The 22248-nt window shown below is 69.6% G+C and carries 18 protein-coding genes; 13 read left to right on the forward strand and 5 right to left on the reverse strand.

What is annotated here, in order from left to right:
- The first annotated feature begins 236 nt into the window (after positions 1–236).
- From IG75_RS0103410 to IG75_RS35975, 9 genes are all read left to right on the forward strand, one after another.
- Positions 237–1022: a sigma 54 modulation/S30EA ribosomal C-terminal domain-containing protein gene (locus tag IG75_RS0103410; RefSeq protein WP_245713103.1), complete on the forward strand. Its 786-nt coding sequence runs from the start codon at positions 237–239 to the stop codon at positions 1020–1022.
- Positions 1023–1119: 97 nt separating this feature from the next.
- The gene (locus IG75_RS0103415; protein ID WP_030519660.1) at positions 1120–2091 is read left to right on the forward strand and encodes an acyl-ACP desaturase; all 972 of its coding nucleotides are present in this window, start codon (positions 1120–1122) and stop codon (positions 2089–2091) included.
- Positions 2092–2608: 517 nt separating this feature from the next.
- Positions 2609–3661, forward strand: coding sequence for an alpha/beta hydrolase (locus IG75_RS0103425; RefSeq protein ID WP_030519661.1), 1053 nt, complete (start codon positions 2609–2611; stop codon positions 3659–3661).
- A gap of 424 nt (positions 3662–4085) precedes the next feature.
- Positions 4086–4295 (forward strand): hypothetical protein, encoded by a 210-nt coding sequence (locus IG75_RS0103430; protein WP_030519662.1) that lies wholly within the window; start codon positions 4086–4088, stop codon positions 4293–4295.
- A 192-nt stretch (positions 4296–4487) separates the two neighbouring features.
- Positions 4488–5723: an ABC transporter substrate-binding protein gene (locus IG75_RS0103440; protein ID WP_030519663.1), complete on the forward strand. Its 1236-nt coding sequence runs from the start codon at positions 4488–4490 to the stop codon at positions 5721–5723.
- Positions 5720–6520: an ABC transporter ATP-binding protein gene (locus IG75_RS0103445; protein ID WP_030519664.1), complete on the forward strand. Its 801-nt coding sequence runs from the start codon at positions 5720–5722 to the stop codon at positions 6518–6520. Before IG75_RS0103440 ends, IG75_RS0103445 begins: the two co-directional genes overlap by 4 nt.
- Entirely contained in the window at positions 6517–7224 is a 708-nt protein-coding gene (locus tag IG75_RS0103450; RefSeq protein ID WP_030519665.1) for an ABC transporter ATP-binding protein, read from the forward strand. Before IG75_RS0103445 ends, IG75_RS0103450 begins: the two co-directional genes overlap by 4 nt.
- Positions 7225–7241: 17 nt before the next feature.
- On the forward strand, positions 7242–8126 hold the full coding sequence (locus IG75_RS0103455; protein ID WP_030519666.1) for a branched-chain amino acid ABC transporter permease: 885 nt from the start codon (positions 7242–7244) through the stop codon (positions 8124–8126).
- Complete coding sequence (locus IG75_RS35975) at positions 8123–9235, forward strand: branched-chain amino acid ABC transporter permease (RefSeq protein ID WP_081876604.1); 1113 nt, start codon at positions 8123–8125, stop codon at positions 9233–9235. The genes IG75_RS0103455 and IG75_RS35975 overlap by 4 nt, the downstream gene beginning before the upstream one ends.
- A 234-nt stretch (positions 9236–9469) precedes the next feature.
- On the opposite strand, the gene IG75_RS0103470 is transcribed toward IG75_RS35975, so the two are convergent.
- Positions 9470–10852: a lipase family protein gene (locus tag IG75_RS0103470; RefSeq protein WP_081876605.1), complete on the reverse strand. Its 1383-nt coding sequence runs from the start codon at positions 10850–10852 to the stop codon at positions 9470–9472.
- A 372-nt stretch (positions 10853–11224) separates the two neighbouring features.
- Positions 11225–12187 (reverse strand): LysR family transcriptional regulator, encoded by a 963-nt coding sequence (locus tag IG75_RS0103475; RefSeq protein WP_051714172.1) that lies wholly within the window; start codon positions 12185–12187, stop codon positions 11225–11227.
- 72 nt (positions 12188–12259) lie between these two features.
- On the opposite strand from IG75_RS0103475, the gene IG75_RS0103480 reads away from it, so the two are divergent.
- Positions 12260–13504: an MFS transporter gene (locus tag IG75_RS0103480; RefSeq protein WP_245713102.1), complete on the forward strand. Its 1245-nt coding sequence runs from the start codon at positions 12260–12262 to the stop codon at positions 13502–13504.
- Positions 13505–13853: 349 nt separating this feature from the next.
- Here IG75_RS0103480 and IG75_RS0103490 read toward each other — a convergent pair whose 3' ends face one another.
- Positions 13854–14195, reverse strand: coding sequence for an ArsR/SmtB family transcription factor (locus tag IG75_RS0103490; RefSeq protein ID WP_030519671.1), 342 nt, complete (start codon positions 14193–14195; stop codon positions 13854–13856).
- Positions 14185–14616: an SRPBCC domain-containing protein gene (locus IG75_RS0103495; protein ID WP_030519672.1), complete on the reverse strand. Its 432-nt coding sequence runs from the start codon at positions 14614–14616 to the stop codon at positions 14185–14187. Before IG75_RS0103495 ends, IG75_RS0103490 begins: the two co-directional genes overlap by 11 nt.
- Before the next feature lie 319 nt (positions 14617–14935).
- Between IG75_RS0103495 and IG75_RS0103500 the strand changes: the two genes are divergently transcribed.
- From IG75_RS0103500 to IG75_RS0103510, 3 genes are all read left to right on the forward strand, one after another.
- Positions 14936–19651, forward strand: a complete 4716-nt coding sequence (locus tag IG75_RS0103500) for a cation-translocating P-type ATPase (protein ID WP_051714174.1) — start codon at positions 14936–14938, stop codon at positions 19649–19651.
- A gap of 84 nt (positions 19652–19735) precedes the next feature.
- Positions 19736–20122, forward strand: a complete 387-nt coding sequence (locus IG75_RS0103505) for a hypothetical protein (protein ID WP_030519674.1) — start codon at positions 19736–19738, stop codon at positions 20120–20122.
- 20 nt (positions 20123–20142) lie between these two features.
- Positions 20143–20838, forward strand: a complete 696-nt coding sequence (locus tag IG75_RS0103510; protein WP_030519675.1) for a cupin domain-containing protein — start codon at positions 20143–20145, stop codon at positions 20836–20838.
- A gap of 49 nt (positions 20839–20887) precedes the next feature.
- On the opposite strand, the gene IG75_RS0103515 is transcribed toward IG75_RS0103510, so the two are convergent.
- Positions 20888–22048, reverse strand: coding sequence for an AI-2E family transporter (locus IG75_RS0103515; RefSeq protein ID WP_030519676.1), 1161 nt, complete (start codon positions 22046–22048; stop codon positions 20888–20890).
- Positions 22049–22248 lie beyond the last annotated feature (200 nt).

Below are 22248 nucleotides of genomic sequence, written 5' to 3' on the forward strand. Positions count from 1 at the left end.
CGGCGATATTCCGGTGGCAGGTGCTCACACCGGCACCGGGCCGGGTGGCGGCGGGGACGGCGCCGCCCGGTATCCGACCGAACCGCCGGCGTGACCCGATCGGTCGCCGGATCGCGCCGGCCCGCGCGATTCGCGCCCGAGTGCACTCGTCACCGACGGCAGGGTCTTTCGGCCCTACGTCCGCGCGCCGCGAACACATTTGATGGTCGCCGGGGCGGACGGACATATGGAGTGCAGTGGACAGTGAGATGGTGCGGGCCTCGCCGGCGTGGTCGGCGATGCCGTTTCCGGAAGTGGTCGTGTACACCGGCGGCCGGGTACCGGCGATCGAGCGGGAACGATTCGCCGGCGCGGTCGGTCGGCTGCTGGAACGGCTCGATGTGCCGGGTGACATCCGGCTCCGGATCACCGCTCCCGAGCGCGGTCCGCTGGTGATCCAGGTGAATCTGCGGATCGGCGATATCGCGACCCGTATCCAGACGCTCACGCGCCGGGACGGTGATGCACTGTCCACCGTCGTGCGGCTGGAACGGCAGATCACGGCGTTACGCGGAACCCGGGAGCCGCGACCGTGGCCGGATCCGACCCGGTGCCCCCTCGATACGCCGGGGCCGGGTGAATTGGTGCGCCGCAAGCCGGTTCCGGCCCGCCACGGCCGCCCGGCGGCGGCAGCGGCGGTGATGGACGCGATGGATTACGACACCCACCTGTTCATCGATGCCGAGACCGGCGAGGATGCCATCGTCTACCGTGCGGGGCCGAGTGGACTGCGCTTGGCCCGCTGCCACAGCGTCCACCCACCACTGCCCGTCCCGGGCGGGCCGTGGCCGTTCACGGTCAATCCACGACCGGCGCCACTGCTGACCGAAGCCGATGCCGTGGCCAGGCTGTGCGAGCACGGATTGCCGTTCCTGTTCTACACCGACCCCGGCACGGGCCGCGGCCGGCTGCTCTACCGGCGTTACGACAGCCATTTGGCGCTCGTCCTACCCGACGACGGTACCGAGGTCCTCCCCTCGTAATCCGCTGTCGATTCCGCCGACCGGCCGTTTTCGGGCCGGTCGCCCTCGACGACCCTGCGGATCCCTCGAATTCCGAACCAGAAAGGCGGATGTGGCGTTGACGCGCGATCTGACACAACCGGAAATCCTCACCGAGCTCGAACCCGTTGCCGAGACGGCGCTGAACCGGCATATGTCCATGGTCAAGGAGTGGCATCCCCACGACTATGTGCCCTGGGACGACGGCCGTAATTTCGCGATGCTCGGTGGCACCGACTGGGCACCGGAACAATCACGATTGTCGGAGGTGGCGAAGGCGGCGTTGATCACCAACCTGCTCACCGAGGACAACTTGCCCTCCTATCACCGCGAGATCAGTGAGAATTTCTCCCGCGACGGCGCCTGGGGTACGTGGGTCGGTCGCTGGACCGCGGAAGAGGCGCGCCACAGTGCCGTGCTGCGCGACTATCTCGTGGTCACCCGCGGCGTCGACCCCGTCGCTCTGGAAAACGCCCGCATGATCCATATGACAAATGGTTTCGCACCGCCGGTGGATCGCGTGAATTCGGCGGGCGCGGCCGGCTTCCTGTATTCGGTCGCCTACGTATCCTTTCAGGAGCTGGCCACCCGGATCAGTCACCGCAATACCGCCGCGGTGTGCGACGATCCGGTCGCCGATCGGATGCTGCAGCGCGTCGCGCTCGACGAGAATCTGCATATGATCTTCTACCGCGGTATATGCGGTGCCGCGCTCGACCTGGTGCCGGATCAGGCCGTGGAAGCGATCGATCTCATCGTGCGCAACTTCCGCATGCCCGGCACCGGCATGCCCGACTTCCGGCGTAACGGGGTGCTGATGGCCAAACACGGCATCTACGACCTGCGGCAGCATCTGGAAGAAGTCCTCCAGCCCGTCATGCGGCAATGGAACCTGTTCGGTCGCGACGGTTTCGGTCCACGCGGCGAACAGGCCCGCGAGCGACTCGCCGCCTATCTGGCCGACCTGGAAACAGTGCAGATCCCCAGATTCGAGGAACATCGTGATCGTGCGCTGGCCCGTGAGCGTGCCCGGGTCGGACTGCCCCGGTAGATCGGATCGCACAGTCTTCACCGAGGAGTCGGCTGACCATCGGCCCCCGGCGCTCGGTTCAGGAAGAGTGCGGCGGTGGCGACGCGCGGGCCCGGAAGCTGGTCAGTGAGTCCCGGCGCCGCTACGAGCGGAGCCGTACATCGGCCTGGCGCTGAAGGAGGGATACCGGCTCATCGCCGAAGCGTTCTACACCGGCGCCGAGATCGCCGACGAAAGGTCGATCCCGAGGTCTCCGCGGCGATCGACCACGGCGTCCGCCGGGCCGTCGCCGATATCCGACTTCAAGAAGCTGGTCGACAACCGAGCACTCTCCTTGTGAGTCGGTGGCGTCCGGGGTGGTGTATCGCGTGGTGCACCACCCCGGACAGCCGACCGTATGCCCTCGAGCGAATCCTCCACCCGCTCGCCACCCTCCGGGAATGGTTGCCCCACAGGGTTATCGGGTAGATTTCCAATCCCGACCGACGCACCGTCTGTCGTGAGTCGAGACCTGGGGTTCGATGTGAGACGCCGACGTATGAGGCCCGCGCTGCTGGTCGCTCTTGCCGCTGCGATGTTCGCCGCATCCGTCACGGTATTCGGCGCCGGCAACGGCTCCGCCGACAGCGGCGATCCGATCGTCGACACCAAGAAGTTGCTCGCCGATCCGGTCTCGCCGAACGGCTCGCGAATCGTCGCGAGCAGAGTCGACGGTCGCAGCCTGACCATACTGGTCCACTCCGCGGCGATGGACGAGAACATCACCGTCCGGGTGCAGCGCCCCCGCGACGCCGCACAACCCCGGCCGGTGCTCTACCTCGTGAACGGGGCAGGCGGGGGTACCGACGCGGCGACCTGGTGGGCCAATACCGACGTCGGCGATTTCCTGGCCACCAAGGACGTCAATGTCGTGATGCCGGTCGGTGGCGCGTTCGCCTACTACACCGACTGGAAGCGCGATGATCCGGTGCTCGGCCGCAACAAGTGGCGCACCTTCTTCCTCGAGGAGTTGCCGCCGCTGGTCGACGGAGCCCTGGGCACCAACGGGGTCAATGCCATCGCCGCGAACTCGATGACCGCCACCGCGATTCTGCAGATGGCCGAGGCCGCCCCCGGCTTCTACCGGAGCGTCGCCGGGTACAGCGGCTGCGCCCAGATCGCGGACCCCGTCGGGCGACAGTTCACCAAACTCGTCGTCGAACTCTACGGTGGCGGCGATGTCCGCAATATGTACGGCGAAGACGACGATCCGGCCTGGGTCGCCAACGATCCGGTGGTGAACGCCGAGGCACTGCGCGGTACGAGGCTGTTCGTTTCGACCGGCAACGGACTGCCCGGGCAGTGGGACACCGTCGACGGCGACTACGCACTGCCGGGCCCCCAGGGCCTGGCCAATCAGCTTCTGGTCGGCGGCGTCATCGAGGCCGCCACCGGTTGGTGCACCCGCAACCTCCAAGACCGGCTCGCTCAGCTCCGGATCCCGGCCACCTTCGACTACGCGCCGTCGGGCACGCACTCGTGGGGTTATTGGCGTGACGCGTTCTACCGGTCCTGGCCGCTCCTCGCCGAAGGACTCGGGGTACCCGAGTAGGACACATCAGGTTTCGCCACGAAGTGGCGGCGGGCCGCCGGCACACCCGAACTCCGGTGTGCTGCGTGAGGCCGCCGCATCCGCCGGAGGCGAGTGACCTCACTTGACTCCGGCTCGGCGGCGACACCGGCCGTACCGTCATCCGTACGGCATGGGCTGCCAGGTTTGCCGTCGAGGTGAGTGCCGAGGGCGGGGAACACCTTCGGCCGCGTCTGGGAGCAGTCGGAAGTTGTCCCGGATGCCCCGCTCCGGGCGATTCGTTCGCGCCGCGAATCCGCTGATGAACAACCTGATTGCCGCAGTCAGGCCGACCGTGCGCAGGCTGCTGTCCATTTTGTCCTGTTGACAGTTCTCGTGTTACCGGTCACACTTCCTCAAGTTGACATGACTGTCACGTCAGATAGGAAAGCGCCGAGGAGGCAGCATGACCGCATCCGTAACCGACATATGCGAGCTGGGTCGGCGCGCGGGCGATCGGGTCGGCCGGGGGAGCGCGGCAGCGAGCACGCCGGAAGGAACGGCGACCGCGGCGTCGCCGATCCGGACCGGACAGGTCATCGAGCCGGGCGCACCGCTGGACGGTCACCACCCACAGCCCGGCGAAGCCCGGATCGATTCGTTCGTGATCCGGTGAGCACCGCGGCCGCGTGCGGCCGGACGACGTTCGGCGACATCACCGAGTGCGGCGCGCCCGGAAATCCGGGCCGGATCGCGCTTCGCTGAAGCACTCGCCTCGCACGACCCGCCCGATCCTTCGAACACGCCGCCCGCGAGGCGGCGATCTTCCCCTGCCCCCTCCGCATCTCCTCACACCCTGGGAGCGACCATGAAACGTACTCTTGCCGTAGGCCTGACAGCCCTGTGCGCCACCGCCGCCCTCACCGCCTGCTCGGGTCGCGACACCGCGACCGCGTCGGGCGATTGCGATCCCGGCATCACCGATACCGAGATCAGGTTCGGCACCAGCCTCATGCAATCCGTCGCCGGTGCGCAGGCCACCGCGGCGACCGCGCTGTTCGACGAGATCAATGCCGCGGGCGGAGTCGCGATGGGCGACGGCAGATCCCGCAAGATCGTGTACACCGCGATGGACGACGGCTACGACCCGGCGCGCACCGTCGGCAATGTGCGGTCGCTGGTCGAACAGGACCAGGTGTTCGCCATCCAGAATCTGATCGGCACCGCCTCGACCCTCGCGGTCGTCGACTACCTCACCCAGAAGAACGTGCCGCTGGTGTTCCCGATGACCGGCACCGATGAGCTTTTCGCCACGCACGACAAGCGTCCGGTCGTCGCCGGGGCGGTGAATCCGCAGACCGGCTGGGAGGTGTCGGAACGAGCCGAACAGATCCGGCGCGACCATCCGCAGGCGAAGATCGCGGTGCTCTACCCGAACGACAGCCTCGGTGTCGGAAGCCTCGACGCACTGAAGTCCGCCCTCGAAGGTAGTGGGACCCGGATCGTCGCCGAGCAGTCGTACGAGCAGACGACGCCGTCGGTGGACTCGCAGATCGTCAACCTCGCGAGTTCCGGCGCCGACGTCTTCGTCAACTTCGCGACCGCGAGCTTCGTGACCCAGTCGCTGAAGAAGGCGAACGAGCTGAGCTGGAAGCCCGACACCTACATCTACTCGGGCGCCACCGACACGAACTTCGTGCTCGCGCCGGCCGGCCCCGGTGCCGCGGAAGGGATCCACTCCTTCTACTGGATCTACGACGTCAGCAGCACCGAGCACGACGCCCATCCGGGTGTGCAGAACTGGCGCGCGTTCGCCGAGCGCAACGCGGGCAAGGTGAAAACCACCGACACCATCGCGGCCACCGGCTACAACACCGCGCAGCTGCTCGTCACCGCCCTCGAACAGATGAAGGGGTGCACGCGCGCCGACCTCCTCGAGGCGGTCGGGAACATGCGGGGCGTGACCACCGACCTGTCCATCGAAGGCGTCACCTTCGACACCACGCCGGATTACCCGTACGTGATCACCTCCATGGCACCGATGACGTTCCGCGACGGCAGCTGGCACTACGACGCTGTGGTCACGCGCGGCACCGAGGGATGACGACCGTGCCGGACGCAGCTGCCGCCGGGGCGGTACCCGCACTGCGCGTCGAGGAGGTGCGCCTGCGCTTCGGGGGCGTCGTCGCGCTCGACGGACCCTCGTTCACGATCGAACCCGGCCGTATCGTCGGGCTCATCGGCCCCAACGGTGCGGGCAAGACGACACTGTTCAACTGCATCAGCCGGCTCTATCAGCCGGATTCGGGACGTATCACCTTCGGCGACACCGATCTGCTGGCCCTGCCCGCGGCCGGGATCGCGGAGGCCGGGATCGCGCGCACCTTCCAGAACATCGGGCTGTTCCCGACGATGTCGGTGGTGGAGAACGTGCTCACCGGTGCGTACTCGCGCACCCGGGCCGGATTCGTCCGCACCGCCCTCGGACTGCCGGTGACCCGGCGGGAGGAGCGTCGCGAACGCGAACAGGCGTGGTCGCTGCTCGATTCGATGCAGCTCGCGCACGTCGGACTGGAACCGGCGGGGAACCTGCCCTACGGCACCCTCAAGCGGATCGAACTCGCCCGGGCGCTGATGCAGCAACCGAGGCTGCTCATGCTCGACGAACCGGCGAACGGGCTCATCCACGAGGAGGTACTCGAACTCGCCGCCACGGTCCGCGCCCTGTGCGACGAACGGGGATTCTCGGTGCTGCTCGTCGAGCACCACATGGCCATGGTGATGTCGATCTCGGACCGCGTGGTGGTGCTCAACTTCGGTCAGAAGGTCACCGAGGGCGAACCCGCCGAGGTGGCAGCGCATCCCGAGGTCGTCGAAGCGTACCTGGGAGGTGCGGCGTGAACCTGCTCGACGTCGAGGGGCTGCATGCCCGCTACGGCAGCGCGGAAGTGCTGCACGGCATCGACTTCGCGGTGCCCGCCGGAGAGGTGACGGTGGTGCTCGGCGCCAACGGTGCCGGCAAGACCACCATCCTGCGGTCGATCTGCGCGATGGTGCACACCACCGGGCGGATCGTGTTCGACGGGCGCGATATCTCCGGCCTGCGCACGGACCGGATCGCCCGCCTCGGCGTCGCGCACGTGCCGCAGGGACGCGGAACATTCGGCGACCTGACCGTCGAGGAGAACCTGCGGATCGGCGGATACACGACCTCCACCGCGGCCACCGAGCGGGCGATCGATCGCTGGTACGACTTCTTCCCGCGGCTGCGGGAACGGCGTCGCCAGCCCGCGGCCGGGCTCAGCGGCGGCGAGCAGCAGATGCTCGCCATCGCCCGGGCCCTGGTGGCCGGACCGCGGTTGCTGCTGCTCGACGAGCCTTCACTCGGATTGGCGCCCCGCATCACCCAGGAGGTGTTCCGGGCTCTCGCCCGGATCAACGAGGACACCGGCACCACGATTCTCGTCGTCGAGCAGAACGCCCATCTCGCTCTCGGCATCGGCACGTCGGCGGTACTCGTCGACGCCGGTCGCGTCGTCGCCCAGCGCCCCGCGGAGAGCCTCGCCCGCGACGAATCGGTGCGGCGCGCCTACCTCGGTTATTGACCACAGGAGATCTGTTCATGCAAGTGTTTGCGCAACAAGTGGTGGACGGGCTGACATGGGGCGCGCTGTACGCCGCGTTCGCGCTCAGTATCGTCCTGGTCTACCGGGCGTCCGGGATCGTCAATTTCGCCCAGGGCGAGATGGCGATGTTCTCGGCGTTCTTCGCGTGGCAGTTCCACCAGTGGGGTGCCCCGCTGTACCTCGCGATCCTGGGTGCCATGGTGGTGGCGTTCCTCGTCGGCGCCGCTACCGAGCGGGTGCTGATCCGGCCGCTCGCCGGGTCGCCGGACCATATGCCGCTCGTCATCATCACGCTCGGACTGATGCTCGTGCTCAACAGTGCCGCAGGCTGGATCTGGGGAGTGCAGAGCCGGGAGTTTCCGGCGATGGTGTCGGGGCCGGTGATCACGCTGGGCCCGGTCGTGATGTCCCGGCAGTCCGTGGTGATCGTGGGCGCGGTCGTGGTGGTCGCCGCACTGCTGTTCGTGCTGTTCCAGCGGACGCGGGTGGGGCTGGCGATGCGGGCGGCCGCCGGTAACCCGGACTCGGCGCAACTGATCGGCGTACCGGTCGGCCGGATGTTGATGATCGGCTGGGGGCTGGCCGCCGCCATCGGCGCGCTCGCCGCGTCCCTGGCGGCGCCGCAACTGTTCCTCCAGCCGAATATGCTCGTGGCGTCGCTGATCTACTCGTTCGCGGCCGCGGTTCTGGGCGGACTCGACAGCCCGGTCGGCGCGATCGTCGGCGGCCTGTGCGTGGGGGTGGCCGAGAACCTCGCCGGTACCTATATCTCGTGGATCGGCCACGATTTCAAGCAGGCGGTCGCACTCGTCCTCATCCTCGGTGTGCTGTTGCTGAAGCCGGAAGGGTTGTTCGGCGCCCGGAAGGTGGCACGGGTATGAGGATCTTCGAACTACTCCGCCGCCCCCGCCCCGAACTCGACGCGCCGGTATGGCTCTCGCGCGCCACGATGATCCTGGTGGTGCTCGTCGCCGCGGTGGCGCCGCTGGTGTCCGCGCCGTTTGTGAACTTCGATCGCTCGATGGTGCTGGTGTACATCGTCGTCGGGCTCGGACTGAACCTGCTGACCGGCAACACCGGCCAGATCTCGCTGGGCCACGGCTTCTTCTTCGCGCTCGGCGCGTACCTGAGCGCTGTGCTGGTGGAGAACCACGGGGTGCCGTATCTGCTGCTGATTCCGATCGCGTTCGCGGTCGGCTATGTCGTGGGCTATCTGTTCGGGCTGCCGGCGCTGCGGTTGCACGGTCTCCAGCTGGCGCTGGCCACACTGGGTCTCGCACTGGTGACGCCCGCGGTCATCAAGCGGTTCGAACACATCACCGACGGGCAGGCGGGGATCAACATCTTCGGTGCCGAAGCCCCCGAGTTCACCGGACTGGCCCGGGACCAGTGGGTCTACTATCTGTGCCTGGTCGTGGCGCTCGTCGCGTACCTGGTGGTGCGCCGTCTGGCCACCGGCCGGATCGGGCGCTCGCTGATCGCGATCCGGGACTACGAAGCGGTCGCCACCACTCTCGGTGTACCCGCGACCCGGACCAAGACAACAATTTTCGCGTTCAGTGCCGCGCTCGCCGGGGTGGGCGGTGTGCTCTACAGCTTCGTGGTCCAGTACGTGGGCCCGGAGGCGTTCGGGCTACCGCTCGCGATCGCCTTCATCACGATGATCGTCGTCGGTGGACTCGGCACGGTGCCCGGGGTGGTCTTCGGCGCCTTCTTCGTCGTGTACGTCCCGCAGTGGACCGCCGACATCAACCAGTCGGCCGCCGGAATCACCTACGGTGTGGCGCTGATCCTGTTCATCTTCGTCCTGCCCTACGGCGTGATCAGCCTCGTGCGGCAGGGACTCGGGCCGGTGGTCGCGCGTATCCCCGGCCGCCGCCGCGGCGGCCCCGCCGCGGCGGGCGCCGCACGACCGCCGGGCAGCGGGGCCGGAGCCGCGGAGGAACGGGGGATCGACGAATCCGCCGCCACGGAACTGCGCACATTGTGAGTACGCTCGCCGGCCGGCCGGCCGCCGCCGTCACCCCGGGGTTTCGGCTGGGGCATCCAGGCCGGCGGTGAGCTGCTCGCGCAGTTCTCGTTCGATGATTCGTACGGATTCGCCGGAAGCCGCCCGCTCGGTCCAGCGCCCGAATCGACAGTCGGCCGAACCCGCTCCCGGGAGAGCCGCGCCGGCCACCGGCGCGGCTCTCCCGAACGAAACACCCTGGCGTCTACGACGGTTCTAGGAGCACTCGTTCGGTGCGGGCTCGCCGCGTAGACGCGCGTCGAGCCAGTCGAACGCCCTGGGGAATCCCGTGGTCAGACCGGTCACGTGCTCACCCGGCTCGCTGCGGAAAACCGCGGGGACACCGCGATCGCACTGGGTGCGATACAGCTGCCGCGCCCCCTCGAGCGGGATCCAGAGATCGTGGGCGGCGTGGTAGATGTACAGCGGCACCGCCGATGTCCGGTCGCTGAGATCCGTGCGCGCGAAGATATCGTCGGCGACGGCGCTGTCCAGCGGGTGGGGGATATTCGCGGCGATTTCGAGCGGGATCCCGACCACACCCAGCGGGCCGAGCGCCTCACCGCACACATTGTTGATCGGCGAGGTAGCCACCCATTGGGCCAGATGGTTCATGTTGGCGAGGATCTCGGGGTGTTCGCGAGCGTAGGCGAGCACGACCGCCAGCAGCACTCCGGAGGCGAACTTGCCGTCGAAACTGTTCGCGACGACCCGGTTGTCGGTGACCAGTCCGCCCATCGACGCGCCCACCACCACCTCGGCCAGTTCCGGCGCGTAGTCGTCGAGCAGCATGGCCGCCGCATAGGAGGCGATCGCGCCACCGGAGTATCCGGTCAGCGCGAAACGGCCGGCAGCGAATTCGGATGCGGGCAATGAGCGCACGGCGCGAATGCTGTCGAGAATGACATGTGCGGCGACATTCGGTTCCGCATAGGCCATGAACGGGCCTTCGTGGTCGGGAATCAGCACCGCGTACCCACGGCTCACCGCCGACGCGGTCGTCGGTGTCAACGCATCGATGGCACTGCTGCTGGTGCCGTCCTCCCCGTGCGCCATCGCATACCCGGGCGTACATCGCAGGCCGAGGGAGTTGATCGGTTTGTTGTCCACCAGGACCGGCCGGTCGCCGGGGCCTGCCCACGCCGCCGCCGGGACCACCAGGGTGGCCGTGCCGAAGGAGGGCGCACCCGCCGCGGACGTCGATCGGAACTTCAGCAGTACGGCGCGGCCGATCGGCGCATCGATCCGCGGCGCGGCGATCGCGGTGATGTCTCGCTGTTCGATCACCGCACCGGCGGCCATCGCGTCCAATCCGGCCGGCCAGGTGTCGAAGATCGGGTCACCCGTCGGCGGGGACTGCACCGCGTGCCACAGCGCTGCCAGTTGCGGCGGCAGATCGCCGATGGGCGGTGCGGGTGCGGCGGGCAGTGCCGGCGGGGGGAGGGCATCGTCGATACCGCGCTGCAGGCCGGAGGGGACCGGTGGGGTCGGCACCTCCTCGGCGACCGCCGACGGCTGTCCCGCAAGGAGCAGGCAGCATGCCGTGGTCACACCCGTCAGCGCCCGCGCGAGACCTGTTCGCGCACGGACCCAATTCATAGAGCTACCTCTCGAGATCGGTGAATATGTCTTCGGGTCATCGCCGTCGAAGACACGCAGAAACCCGCCGCGTGCCCGCAGTCCGTCTCGGCGAAATGCGTTGATGTGCACGCTGGTCGGGTGACTCGAGGATATATGTTCCGCCCCGGGGCCCGGTCACCGAGCGTCAGGTTCGGACTTTTCACCACGGTCTCGCGATGCCGTGTGAATCCGCCACAAACACCTCGGATGCTGTGGCACGCCGGGTATTCAATCGTCGGCCGTGCGCTGCGTGAGCGACTGTGTCATGGATCGTCGGCCGTGCCCGCGCAGTCGTATCCGGGCACGGCCGATGTGCTCGTCATCTCGCCGGCCCGGGCCGGGCGCAGCGTGCTATCCCGGGCCGGGCAAGGGGTGCGGTGCGGCCTCGGTGGGAGCGCCGGCATCACTTTCCTGGCCGCGGGTTCGTGCCGCGAGCGATCGAAGCGCGGTCAGTACCGTATCGATCGCGGCCGCGCGCGTATCCGGAAGCAGAGCCGCGCTGATATCCCGGAAGGCATGGGGGTCGTCGAGGGACAGTCCCACGCACCCCTCCGGTATGCGGAGGGGCGGCACAATGCTCACCCCGAGCCCGGCGGCGACCAACCCGTAGACCGTGTGCAGGTCCTCACCCTCGAAGGTGATCTTCGGCAACACTCCCGCCCGGGCGAAGATCTCGTCGACCGAGCCACGGAGTCCGTAGCCGTTCTTGAAGGTGATGAGCGATTCGCCGGCGAGGTCGTGCACTGTCATCGACGTCCGGAGCGCGCGCGGATGATCGGCGGGGACCAGGACGATCAACGGCTCTTCGAAGAGCTGCTCGACGACCAGGTGACCCGGTGGCGGGTTCATCCGCGAGACCAGGGCCAGATCGGCCGCGTGGTTGTCGAGCATATCCAGGCAGGTACTGCGTGCGCCCTGGCTCAGCACGAACCGGATCGCCGGGTCGCGGTCGCGGACCGCGCGGATCAGTTGCGGGACCAGATACTCCCCGAGGGAGGTCTGGAAGGCAAGGCGTACCGTCGCCCGGGCTCGGCGGCCGGCGGATTCGACGGACTCGACGCCGTCACGCACCGCATCGAGTGCACGCTGGGCGTAGGGCACGAGGAGACGAGCCTCCGCTGTCAGGCGCACGCCCCGGCCGTCCGGCTCGACGAGCTTCGTGCCGAGCTGTGCCTCCAACCTGCGAATGGTGCGACTCACCGTGGGCTGCGGCATACCGAGCATGGCGGCAGCCAGGGTGACGTGCTCGACCTCGCCGAGGGTGACGAGCAGGGGCAAGTGGGGAAGTAGCGCCTGCACTGCCGCACTATTCATAACGCAAATGATATGAGTAACCCAGTAGGATTGCATTGGACTCATCAATTGGCGACTCCTACGGTCGACTGCATGCCTGTTTCCGCGCCCGCCGGGCAGGGGACTCGCCCCGCCCCGGTCGGTATCGACGAGTCCCATTCCTCCGGCGGTCCCGAGCTCCGGCTGTCGGCCGCGCTCGGTTGCGCGGGTGTGGCGACGTTCTCCCTGATGTACGCGCCGCAGGGACTGCTCACCCAGATCGGCACCGAGGCCGCGGTGAGTCCGTCGCGCGCCGCGCTGACGGTTTCGGCGACCACCCTGGGCCTGGCGTTGTCGGTGCTGCCCTGGGCGTGGCTGTCGGATCGAATCGGGCGGTCGGCGGCCATGCGCTACGCGGCGGCCGCCGCCGCGCTGACCGGGCTCCTCGTGCCCTGGCTGTGGACCTTCGATCTGCTGGTCGCCGGTCGATTCGTGCAGGGCGTGGCGCTCGGCGGTATTCCCTCGCTGGCCATGGCGCTGGTGCACGAGGTCGCCGCCCCGGGACGCGCCGCGGCCTTGGCGGGCTCGTATGTCGGGGCCACGTCCATGGGCGGCCTGGCCGGGCGCGTGATCGTCGTTCCGCTGGCCGAGATGATCGGCTGGCGACCGGCTCTCGCGGTCATGGGCGTGGGGGTCGCGCTTCTCATGGTGGTGCTCGCCCTGCTGCTGCCGCGTACCACCGGTCGGCGGGCCGCGTCGCATTCGACCCGATCACTGCTGGCGGCGCACCTCCGTGACCCCGTGCAACTGGCGCTGTACGGCATCGCCGGTCTGCTCATCGGCTGTATGGTCATCGTCTTCAACTATCTGCCGTTCCGGCTCGAGGCCGCTCCCTACCATCTGGCGCCGACGCTGATCTCGCTGATCTTCCTCGCCTACCTGGCCGGCACTGTCGGCTCACCGGTGGCCGGACGGCTGGCCGACCGCCTGGGGCCGCGAGTGGTGCTGGTCATGGCATGCGCCCTGGTCCTCGGCGGGACGGCGCTGAGCCTTGCCCGGCCCTTGGCAGCCGTGCTGACCGGTGTGGTGATCCTGACCGGGGGCATGTTCATCGGGCACGCCGTGGCCTCCGGCGCGGTCGGAATCCGGGCGCGAGCCGGTCGGGCACAGGCCACGGCCCTGTACACGATCTTCTATTACCTGGGAGCGAGCATCTTCGGCTGGGCCGGCGGGCTGGCGTGGGCCCACGGCCACTGGCCCGCCGTCGTGGCTGTCGTGGCGACACTGGCCGCCGCGGCGCTGCTTCTGGTCTTCGTGGCCACCGAACGGCGGGAGCGCGCGGAGCCGATCGGACAGTAGTTCTCCTCGGGGGAAATCCGGGTGCCATACGCCCCACCAGACCTGCGCCCTCGCGGGACACAGGCCTGGCGTGGCATGCCCAGCAGTTGAAGGTCGTCCACGACGCCCTCTCGATGCGCCGCGTGCCGGGGCATCGGGCCGTCGACGATGTGGGACGCCGTGAGCTCGGTGGCCACCCGCGGTACGACGGCCGGTCCGGGGCGCGGATCAGGCCGGCGGCGCGGGCAGACCGAGCTGGTCGGTGTCGGTCGCGGCATCCTCGAGGGCCCCGCTCCCGACCGCCGCGATCCGGTCGGAGGTCGCCGACCTGCTCGCGGCGGCCGTCTACCGGTGGGTGAAATGAAGTCCGCTACTCATGCTCCCCGCTGTCCAGCTGTCTACGTAGTGCGTCGAGCGGGCTGTCCCAGTCCCGCGCCATCGCGGCCAGGAATTGCTGCGCCACTTGCATGGGCGCGGAATCGAGGCGGTACCGGACGCGCCGTCGTTCCCCGGGTTCCGCGATCACCAGGCCCGCCTCCGAAAGCAGAGCAAGGTGTTTGGCGATCGCCTGTCGAGTGATGGGCAGTCGATCGGCGAGATCGGTCGCGGTGGCCGGGCCGCCCGCGGCGAGGGTGGCAAGGACTGAGCGCCTGCTCGGATCGGCGAGCGCGACGAAGACCCGTTCGGCGGTGGTTTCCTGGTCAGGCTGCATCGAGGTACTGGACGAGTTCGGCGAGTTCGCCGGCCCAGCCGTCGGTATTGCCGCCGAAGGCGATCTTGTGCTCGTCCTCGGGGAGCTGCGCGAAACCGGTCTCCACCACGGTGAGCCGTGTGCCCGCGTCGACGGGTTCGAGGGTGAACTCGACATAGGTGCGTCGCGGGTCGCCTTCGGGTAATCCGTAGATCTGCCAGGTGAATCCGAAGATGCTCGGCTCTTCCACCCGCTCCACCCGCATATTCGCGGTATCCCCACTCTCCCACGTCATTCGCGCCGCGCCACCGGGACGCAGGTCGATGGTCGCCGTGTTGCCGAACCAGGAAGCGAGCCCTTCGGCGGTGGTGATCGCGGCCCAGATCTTGGCGGGCGGGTGTGCGAGTTCGATAGTGCGGACGATCTGATCGGGGAATCCCATTGCGTACTCCTTTATAGCAACCAGTTGATTGCAATAAGAGTATTGCAATCAACTGGTTGCGTCAAGGCGTCAGTACCGGAAGGCGCGCCCAGCCCCGGACGCTCGAGGTGCGCGCTCGTTCGGCATTCGCATAGTCGACGTGCCAGTCCGGCCACCGCCGTCGGGGGAGGAGACAGCTCGGCGCCGATCGATGAGCCGCGCGCGGTGCGCACAATTGGGTCCCGATACCGCAACGTGCGGCGCGCGCATCCTGGACTGCCCTTTCTCCCGCCTACACTCGCCCGAATGCATCGACCGATCACTCGGGGAGCCTGAGCGCATGCGGGGTATCGATCTCGGTGGGTTCGCGCGGCTCGCGGCAGGGGCGATGGCCTCGACCGTCCGTATCGGATCCGCTACCGCGCTGGTCGCGCCCGCGCTGGTGGGTCCGGCGGTCGGGCCGGTTCGCGACTGGGCCCGCGTCGTACTCGGCGGTCCACCGCGCGGGGATACGGACGAGGCGGGTGTCCCGCCGGTGTGGGCGTCCGGACGCAGACTGCATATCGATCTGGACCGGGCCCTGCCGGGGACGGACGGCGCCGCGGGCGCCGCGGAGCTCGAACGGCTGGTCGGCGCCGGGCCCGGTGTCGTGTCCGCGCACGTCGAGAACATGCTCGGGCGATTGGTGATCGAGCTGGCGGAGGCCGCCGATCCGGACGAGATCCGCCGGATGATCCGCCCCGCGGCCGGCCCGCCGAGTGCCGGGCCGGAGCCGGGGACGCAGTACCGCAGGCCGGTAACCGATCCCGGGGACCCCCTGGCGGTCGCCGTTCCGGTGGTGGCCGCGGTGGCCGATGTCCTCGCGGTCGGTACCTCGGTGATCGGATGGCTGGGCCGGTTCCCCCGGGCACCACGGGCTGCCCGGGCCGCCGCGGCGGTGATCAACCATCAGCCGCGGATCGTCGCCCTACTGGAGTCGAAGCTCGGACGAGCCGGCACCGATCTGCTGACGACCATGTTCTCCGCCACCGCGCACGGGCTCGGTCTGGCGCCTGCCGCGCCGCTGCTGGATCTCGTCGCGCGAACCGCCCAGATCTCCGAGGCACTGGCCCGCCGGCAGGCCTGGTGTGAGCGCGAACCCGGGCTCGCGGCCGCCACCCGGCCGCGCGGCCCGGCTCCCGCGGCGATCTTCGCGGCGGAGCAGGCCGGATCCGACCTCCGCCCCGCGGCCGAGGACACGGTCGCCACCGCGGCAGCCGGTCCGGTCGAGGAGTACGCCGAACAAGCCGCCAACGGGTCGCTCGTGGCGGCCGCGGGCACCCTGCTCGGGGGCGGTACGGCCGACGATATCGCCGATACGCTGCTGGCCGGCATACCGAAGGCGGCGCATATGGGCCGGGAGGCCTACGCACTCGTCCTCGGCCGGGGATTGGCCAAGGCGGGCTCCCTGGTGCTGGACCCGGGGGTGCTACGCCGGCTCGACCGGGTCCGGGTGGTCGTCATCGACGGCGCGGCACTGCGTGGCGAGACACGGACCGTGCTCGACGTCGAGGTTTCGGCGCCGGGGTGGCGCCGGGGACGGATCTTCGAGATCGCCGATGCCCTGCTGCACGGTGAGCCGATCCCCGCATCCGCCGACGAAACCGGTTTCGACAGCGCCACCCTGCGGTGGCACGAACCTCCGGACTCCACGGTGCCGGGGACCGACCGTGCCGCCCTGCTCGCCGACGGCGCGGTGGTCGCCACCGTGACGATCGGGTGGGAGCTCGACCCCTGCGCCGTTCCGCTGATCGAGACCGCCCGGCGTACCGGTGCGCGGGTGGTGCTGCGCAATGTGGCCGGCACCGAGGAACTCGGCGCCTCCGTCACTGCCGCCTACCACCCGGGTACCGGCCTGCTCGACCTCGTCCGGGAACTGCGCGCCGACCGGGGCCCGGTGCTGCTGATCTCGTCGTTGCATCCGGACGCCGACGCGGTGGATACCCTGGCCGCCCTGGCGCTCGCCGATATCGGGGTCGCCGTCGACGATCCCGCGGCAGCGGCACCGTGGACCGCCGACCTCGTCACCCGCGCCGATCTCACCGACGCTGTCCGGGTGCTCGCGGCGGTCGTGGCCGCGCGCCCGGCGATCGACACCGCGGTGCGCCTGGCCAAGGCAGGCAGCACCTTGGCGGGCCTGCTCGTGGTGACCGGGGAAACCGGCCGGCGGAGTCGGCTCGGGCCGGGCCGGTGGCTCGCCCCGGTCGACGCCGCGGGCGCGACCGCCTGGATCCTGTGCGGGCTGGCCGCGCAGCGGGTGGTGCGGTCACCGGACCCGCCGCCGCAGCCGCTCACCGCCTGGCACGCCCTCGACCCCGCGATCGTGTACGCGCGCGTCCTCCGTGGCCGGCGGGCCCCGATCCCGAATCCCGCGCCGGGTTGGCGCCGGAGGGCCTCCGTCCTGTCGCACAGCGTGGTGGGCGAACGACTGCGCGTACCCACAGCACTGCTGGGCAGGCTGGCCGGGGCGGCACGCCGGGAACTGAGCGATCCGCTCACGCCGGTTCTCGCCATCGGCGCCGCGGCCGCCGCGATCCTGGGCAGCAATGTCGATGCCCTGCTGGTCGCGGGCGTGATGGGTGTCAACGCACTGGTCAGCGGTATCCAGCGGCTGCGCGCCGAGGATGCCGCGGCGGCCCTGTTCGCCGAACAGGAACAGGCTGTCCGCCGGGTCGTCGTCCCGAAGGCGGCCACGGAGAATCGGCTGGAGGCGGCGCGGACCTCGGACCGGTTCAGTGTCGTCTCCGCGACCCGGCTGCGGCCCGGTGATGTCCTCGAGCTGCGGGCGCCGGAGGTGGTGCCGGCCGATGCCCGGCTGCTGGTCGCCGAGGATCTCGAGGTCGACGAGTCGTCGATGACCGGTGAGTCGGTGCCGGTGCTCAAACACGTCGAACCGGTGGCCGGCCACGCCGTGGAACGCGCCAGTATGCTGTTCCAGGGCAGCACGATAGTCGCCGGGCGGGCCCGCGCGATCGTCGTGGCCACCGGTCCGGCCACGGCCGCGAATCGCGCGATCTCGACGGTGTCCGGCGTGGCACCGGCCACCGGGGTCCAGGGCAGGCTGCGCGATCTCACCGGCCGGGTCCTGCCGCTCACGCTGGCCGGCGGCGCGGTGGTCACCGGTTTGTCGCTGGTGCGTCGTGGACCGCTGCGCCGGGCGGTGGCCGACGGGGTGGCCATTGCCGTGGCAGCCGTTCCGGAAGGGTTACCGCTGGTGGCGACCATGGCACAGCTCGCCGCCGCCCGCCGGCTGTCGAAACTGGGGGTACTGGTCCGGGCGCCCCGGGCGCTGGAGGCCATCGGCCGGGTCGACACCGTCTGCTTCGACAAGACGGGGACGTTGACACTGAACCGGCTCGCCGTCGTGACGGCGGTGCCACCGGATTTCCCGCCGGGTGGTGGCTATCCGGAGATCACCGACCCGCCGGCGGCCGCGGTGGTGCGGGCCGCCGCATGGGCGTGCCCCCGTCCGCACACGGGTGAGGGGCATACACATGCCACGGACGAGGCCGTCCTCACCGCGGCCGCTCGCCTGCCGGAGGACGGTCCCGAACCGATCGTGATCGCGGAGCTACCCTTCGAATCCTGCCGCGGTTACGCGGCGGCCGTTATCGTCGACGGCCACGGCGGGCCGGGCGCCTCGGCACGGTTGGTGCTCAAGGGCGCCCCGGAGGTGATCGTGCCGCGCTGCCGGTTCGACAGCGGATCGTCAGGCCGGGACGCAGCGGATGATCTCGTCCACCACCTGGCGGATCAGGGCCTGCGGGTGCTCGCCGTCGCCCAATGCGAACTCGACTCGCTGGCGGACGGGACACGTTTCGATCAGGACCGGATCGAGGAACTGGCCGGCGATCTGACCATTACGGGTTACGTCGGTCTCGCCGACACCGTCCGCGATTCGGCGCGCCCTCTCCTGCAGCAGTTGGCCACCGCCCACTGCGCCGTTGCGCTGATCACCGGGGATCACCCCGTCACCGCCCGTGCCATCGCGCGCCAACTCGGTTTCCCGGCCGGCGCCCGGGTCGTCACCGGTGCCGAACTGGCCGCCGCGGACGAGAACGGCCGCGCCGAACTGGCGGCCTCGGCCCAGGTCTTCGCGCGGGTCGGCCCGGAACAGAAGGTGCAGGTGATCGCGGCCCTGCAGCAGTGCGGCCGGGTGGTCGCCATGGTCGGCGACGGCGCCAACGACGCCGCCGCGATCCGGATGGCCGATGCCGGTATCGGAGTGACCGGGCGCGGTTCCTCACCGGCCCGCGAAGCCGCCGATCTGGTCTTGACCGGCGAGAACCTCACCGCCCTGCTCGATGCTCTCATCGAAGGCCGCAATATGTGGATCGGGGTCCGCGATGCCCTGACCCTGTTGCTCGGGGGCAATGCGGGTGAAGTGGTGTTCACCATCCTCGGCACCGCCCTCGGCCGCGGCGGCGCCCCGGTGAGTACCCGGCAGCTCCTGCTGGTCAACCTGCTCACGGATATGTTCCCGGCGCTCGCCATCGCGGTGTCACCGCCGAGTCCCTCGGCCGCGGCGGAGCCGGCCGCGACCGGTGCGGGCTATCCGGATTCGGTCCTGTCCGCGCCTGCTCCCTCGCTCGGCCGCCCGTTGGTCGAGGCGATAGTCCGTCGTGGTGCGGCCACCGCCGCCGGGGCCACCGTCGCGTGGGCCATCGGCCGATGGACGCCGGGTACCCGGCGGCGCTCCGCGACCATGGGGCTGACGGCACTGGTCGGCGCCCAACTCGCCCAGACGCTGCTACTGCGGCACGATGATCCGCTCGTGGTGGCCACGGCGGTCGGTAGTGCGGCGGTGCTCGTGGCCGTCGTCGAGATACCCGGCATCAGCCAGTTCTTCGGGTGCACACCGCTGGGTCCCGTGGCCTGGGCCGGTGTGCTCACGGCGGTCACCGCCGCTACCGCGCTGGTCGTGCTCTCCCCGGCGTGGTTCGCCCGGCGCACCGAGGAGCTGATCGATCGTGTCGATCGGTTGCCTTCCACCCCCTCCGAGCGCGATCATCGATGACGTTCACGCTCGCTGTCACACCTCTCCGGTGCGTGCCGGGGAGGCCGGAACCGGTAGTTCTCGACGACGAGAGGATCGTGTCCCGTGCCTGCACAAGGTAAAGCGAACAGTACTACCCGGGTCGCCGCGGCCGACGGCGGCGGATCGGCCCGCGAGAAGGCCTCCGGGTCCCCGGCGAAACCGGCCGGGCAGCCCACCACCGAGGCCGCGCCCGCGGCCACACTGGCCCTGCCCTTCTTCGATGCCAAGGTCGCGATTCCCGGCCAGGGCATCAAGATGAAGGCCGGGCCGGTCGAGCTGTCCCTGCCCACCCGCTATCTCTACTACGGCGGGCTCGGTGCGCTCACCGTCGCGGGGGCGGTCGAGTGGCCCATCGCCGGTGCGCTCGCGGCGACCGGATTGATCGTCGGCCGTCTGCGGAAACCGGCCGCGCGGCCCGAGACCGTGGGCGCCGACGCGGCCGCGACGTAGCGGCGACCCGGTGGAGCACCATGTCGAGTGATCGTCCCGAGGAACCCACGACAGTGAATCGCCGGGCCGTGATCGGTACCGGCGCGGCGGTACTGGGCGGTGCGGCACTCGGTGCGGCCGCGGCCTCGGTGACCGCGTGCGCGGAGCCCGCGGACGCCGGGTTGCCGAGCGCGAGCGAAATCGACGCCAACCTGAATACGTCGGCGCATCTGTTCCATCTCGCCGCCGCCGAACCGAGCCGTCACGAGGGCGGCACCCTCCAGGGTGCGCACGAGCAGAACTTCCCGGTGCTGGCCGGCCAGCACGGTGCGGCGTATTTCGTGCGGCTCGAGCCCGGCGGTATCCGCGAACCGCATTGGCATCCCACGGCGTGGGAACTCAACTACCACATCTCGGGTACCGCCAAGTGGACCATTCTCGGGACCCACCCGGACGGGAGCTACCACACGGATGTGTTCGAAGCGCACGCGGGAGATCTGGTTTTCGCGCCGCAGGGGTTCTTCCACTACTTCGAGAACGCCCGTACCGACGCGCCGCTGGAACTGTTCATCGTCTTCAACACCAGCGCCCCGGAGACCAGCGACGATATCGGCCTCCGGGCCGCGGTGAACTCGATCCCCCGCGAGGTCACCGCGGCGATACTCGGCGTCCCGGTGTCGGCGCTGGCCGATATCCCGGCCGGGGTCGAGCCGGTCGTGATCACCAAACGGCACTGAGCCCACCGGTACGGCACGGACGGTCGCCGAGGATGTGGCGCGTCGCGCGTCACGCCTTGTCGAGGCGTGGAAAGAGCACCTCCTGGGCGATCAGGTGCAGGGCGGCGGCGACGGGGATGGCCACCAATGCGCCGACCAGTCCGAGCAGTGCCCCGCCGACCAGGACCGCGATGAGAGTGCTCAGCGCGGGGACCTTCACCGACCTCCCGATGATCTTGGGGACGAGTAGATAATCCTCCGCGAGGCGGAAGGCGACGAAGAAGATGACAGTGGTTACGCAGACCGGAACCGATACCGTCAGCGCCACGGCCGCCACCGCGATCCCGGCGATCGTCGAACCGACCACCGGCACCAGATCGAGCACGGCGACGAACAGGGCCAGCAGCAGTGCGTACGGCACCGAGAACGCGACCAACCACAGAAAAGTCACCGCTCCGGCGATCACCGAGATGAGGACGTTGCCGGCGACGTAGGCGCCGACCTTGGCGAAGATCTCGTCGCCCAGCAGGATCGCCCGCGGCCGGCGGGAATGGGGCACGAACCGGTACAGCGCGGCCCGTAGGCGAGGCAGTCCGGCCAGGAAGTAGACGGTCAGGACCGTGACGATGACGGTGTCGGTCAAGGCGGTGAACACCGCCTCCCCGGCCGTGGCGATCTCGCCGACCACCGATGACCCGGCGCCGTTCCACGCCTGTGTCAACCGATTCTGCAGGTCGAACCGGTCGTTGAGCCGCCCGGTCCAGGACGCGGGATCGGTGAGCTGGTCGAGATACCGCGGGACCGCATCGATGAACTGCGAAGCCTGCTGGGTCAGCGGGGGGACCGCCGCCGCCACCAATCCGGCCACCGCCGCGCCTCCGAGGACGAACACCACGGTGACCGCGGCCCAGCGCGGCAGATGGCGTGCGGTCGCCCACTGGACGAGAGGTTCGAGGCCCAGGGCGAGGAAGAACGCGACTCCGATCATCACCAGTACGGATTCCACCGCCCGCAGCGCCGTGACCGCGGTGATCGTGGTGAAGACCCCGGCGGCCGCCGTCATGCCGACGAAGAAAGGCGAGTTCCGATCGAATCGCGGGCCGAGTCCGCCGCGCGGCTGCGAGCCGCTGCTCAGCGCTGCCGCGGTGCGTTCGGCCTCACCGATCGGATCGGCGTCGGGTGCGGACTCCGGTGGCCGGTCCGGACCGGGCTCGTCGTCGGAAGTGCTCATCACCGCACCTCATATGTCGCTTGCGGGTGGATCGGTCGGCGTGCACTGTCGTGGCGGGAACGTCGCGGAGATGCCGGAGGACCGGTGTGGCGGTGCACGACCACCGGTCGTCCTCCGGTCTCGATACATCGGTGGGGCGAACCCCGTGGGCAGCGCGGAACCCCGCTCGCGTCCGGTACACGACGCGGGCTGTCTCAGCA

Origin of the sequence: Nocardia rhamnosiphila NBRC 108938 (assembly GCF_000720425.1) — a bacterium.
Classification (GTDB): Bacteria; Actinomycetota; Actinomycetes; order Mycobacteriales; family Mycobacteriaceae; genus Nocardia; species Nocardia rhamnosiphila.

Excerpts from the sequence above, each read along its gene's own strand:
- IG75_RS0103425 (WP_030519661.1), top strand. The coding sequence starts at position 2,609 with ATGAGGCCCGCGCTGCTGGTCGCTCTTGCCGCTGCGATGTTCGCCGCA.
- IG75_RS0103430 (WP_030519662.1), top strand. The coding sequence starts at position 4,086 with ATGACCGCATCCGTAACCGACATATGCGAGCTGGGTCGGCGCGCGGGC.
- IG75_RS0103440 (WP_030519663.1), top strand. The coding sequence starts at position 4,488 with ATGAAACGTACTCTTGCCGTAGGCCTGACAGCCCTGTGCGCCACCGCC.
- IG75_RS0103445 (WP_030519664.1), top strand. The coding sequence starts at position 5,720 with ATGACGACCGTGCCGGACGCAGCTGCCGCCGGGGCGGTACCCGCACTG.
- IG75_RS0103455 (WP_030519666.1), top strand. The coding sequence starts at position 7,242 with ATGCAAGTGTTTGCGCAACAAGTGGTGGACGGGCTGACATGGGGCGCG.
- IG75_RS35975 (WP_081876604.1), top strand. The coding sequence starts at position 8,123 with ATGAGGATCTTCGAACTACTCCGCCGCCCCCGCCCCGAACTCGACGCG.
- IG75_RS0103470 (WP_081876605.1), bottom strand. The coding sequence starts at position 10,852 with ATGAATTGGGTCCGTGCGCGAACAGGTCTCGCGCGGGCGCTGACGGGT.
- IG75_RS0103475 (WP_051714172.1), bottom strand. The coding sequence starts at position 12,187 with ATGAATAGTGCGGCAGTGCAGGCGCTACTTCCCCACTTGCCCCTGCTC.
- IG75_RS0103480 (WP_245713102.1), top strand. The coding sequence starts at position 12,260 with ATGCCTGTTTCCGCGCCCGCCGGGCAGGGGACTCGCCCCGCCCCGGTC.
- IG75_RS0103490 (WP_030519671.1), bottom strand. The coding sequence starts at position 14,195 with ATGCAGCCTGACCAGGAAACCACCGCCGAACGGGTCTTCGTCGCGCTC.
- IG75_RS0103495 (WP_030519672.1), bottom strand. The coding sequence starts at position 14,616 with ATGGGATTCCCCGATCAGATCGTCCGCACTATCGAACTCGCACACCCG.
- IG75_RS0103500 (WP_051714174.1), top strand. The coding sequence starts at position 14,936 with ATGCGGGGTATCGATCTCGGTGGGTTCGCGCGGCTCGCGGCAGGGGCG.
- IG75_RS0103510 (WP_030519675.1), top strand. The coding sequence starts at position 20,143 with ATGTCGAGTGATCGTCCCGAGGAACCCACGACAGTGAATCGCCGGGCC.
- IG75_RS0103515 (WP_030519676.1), bottom strand. The coding sequence starts at position 22,048 with ATGAGCACTTCCGACGACGAGCCCGGTCCGGACCGGCCACCGGAGTCC.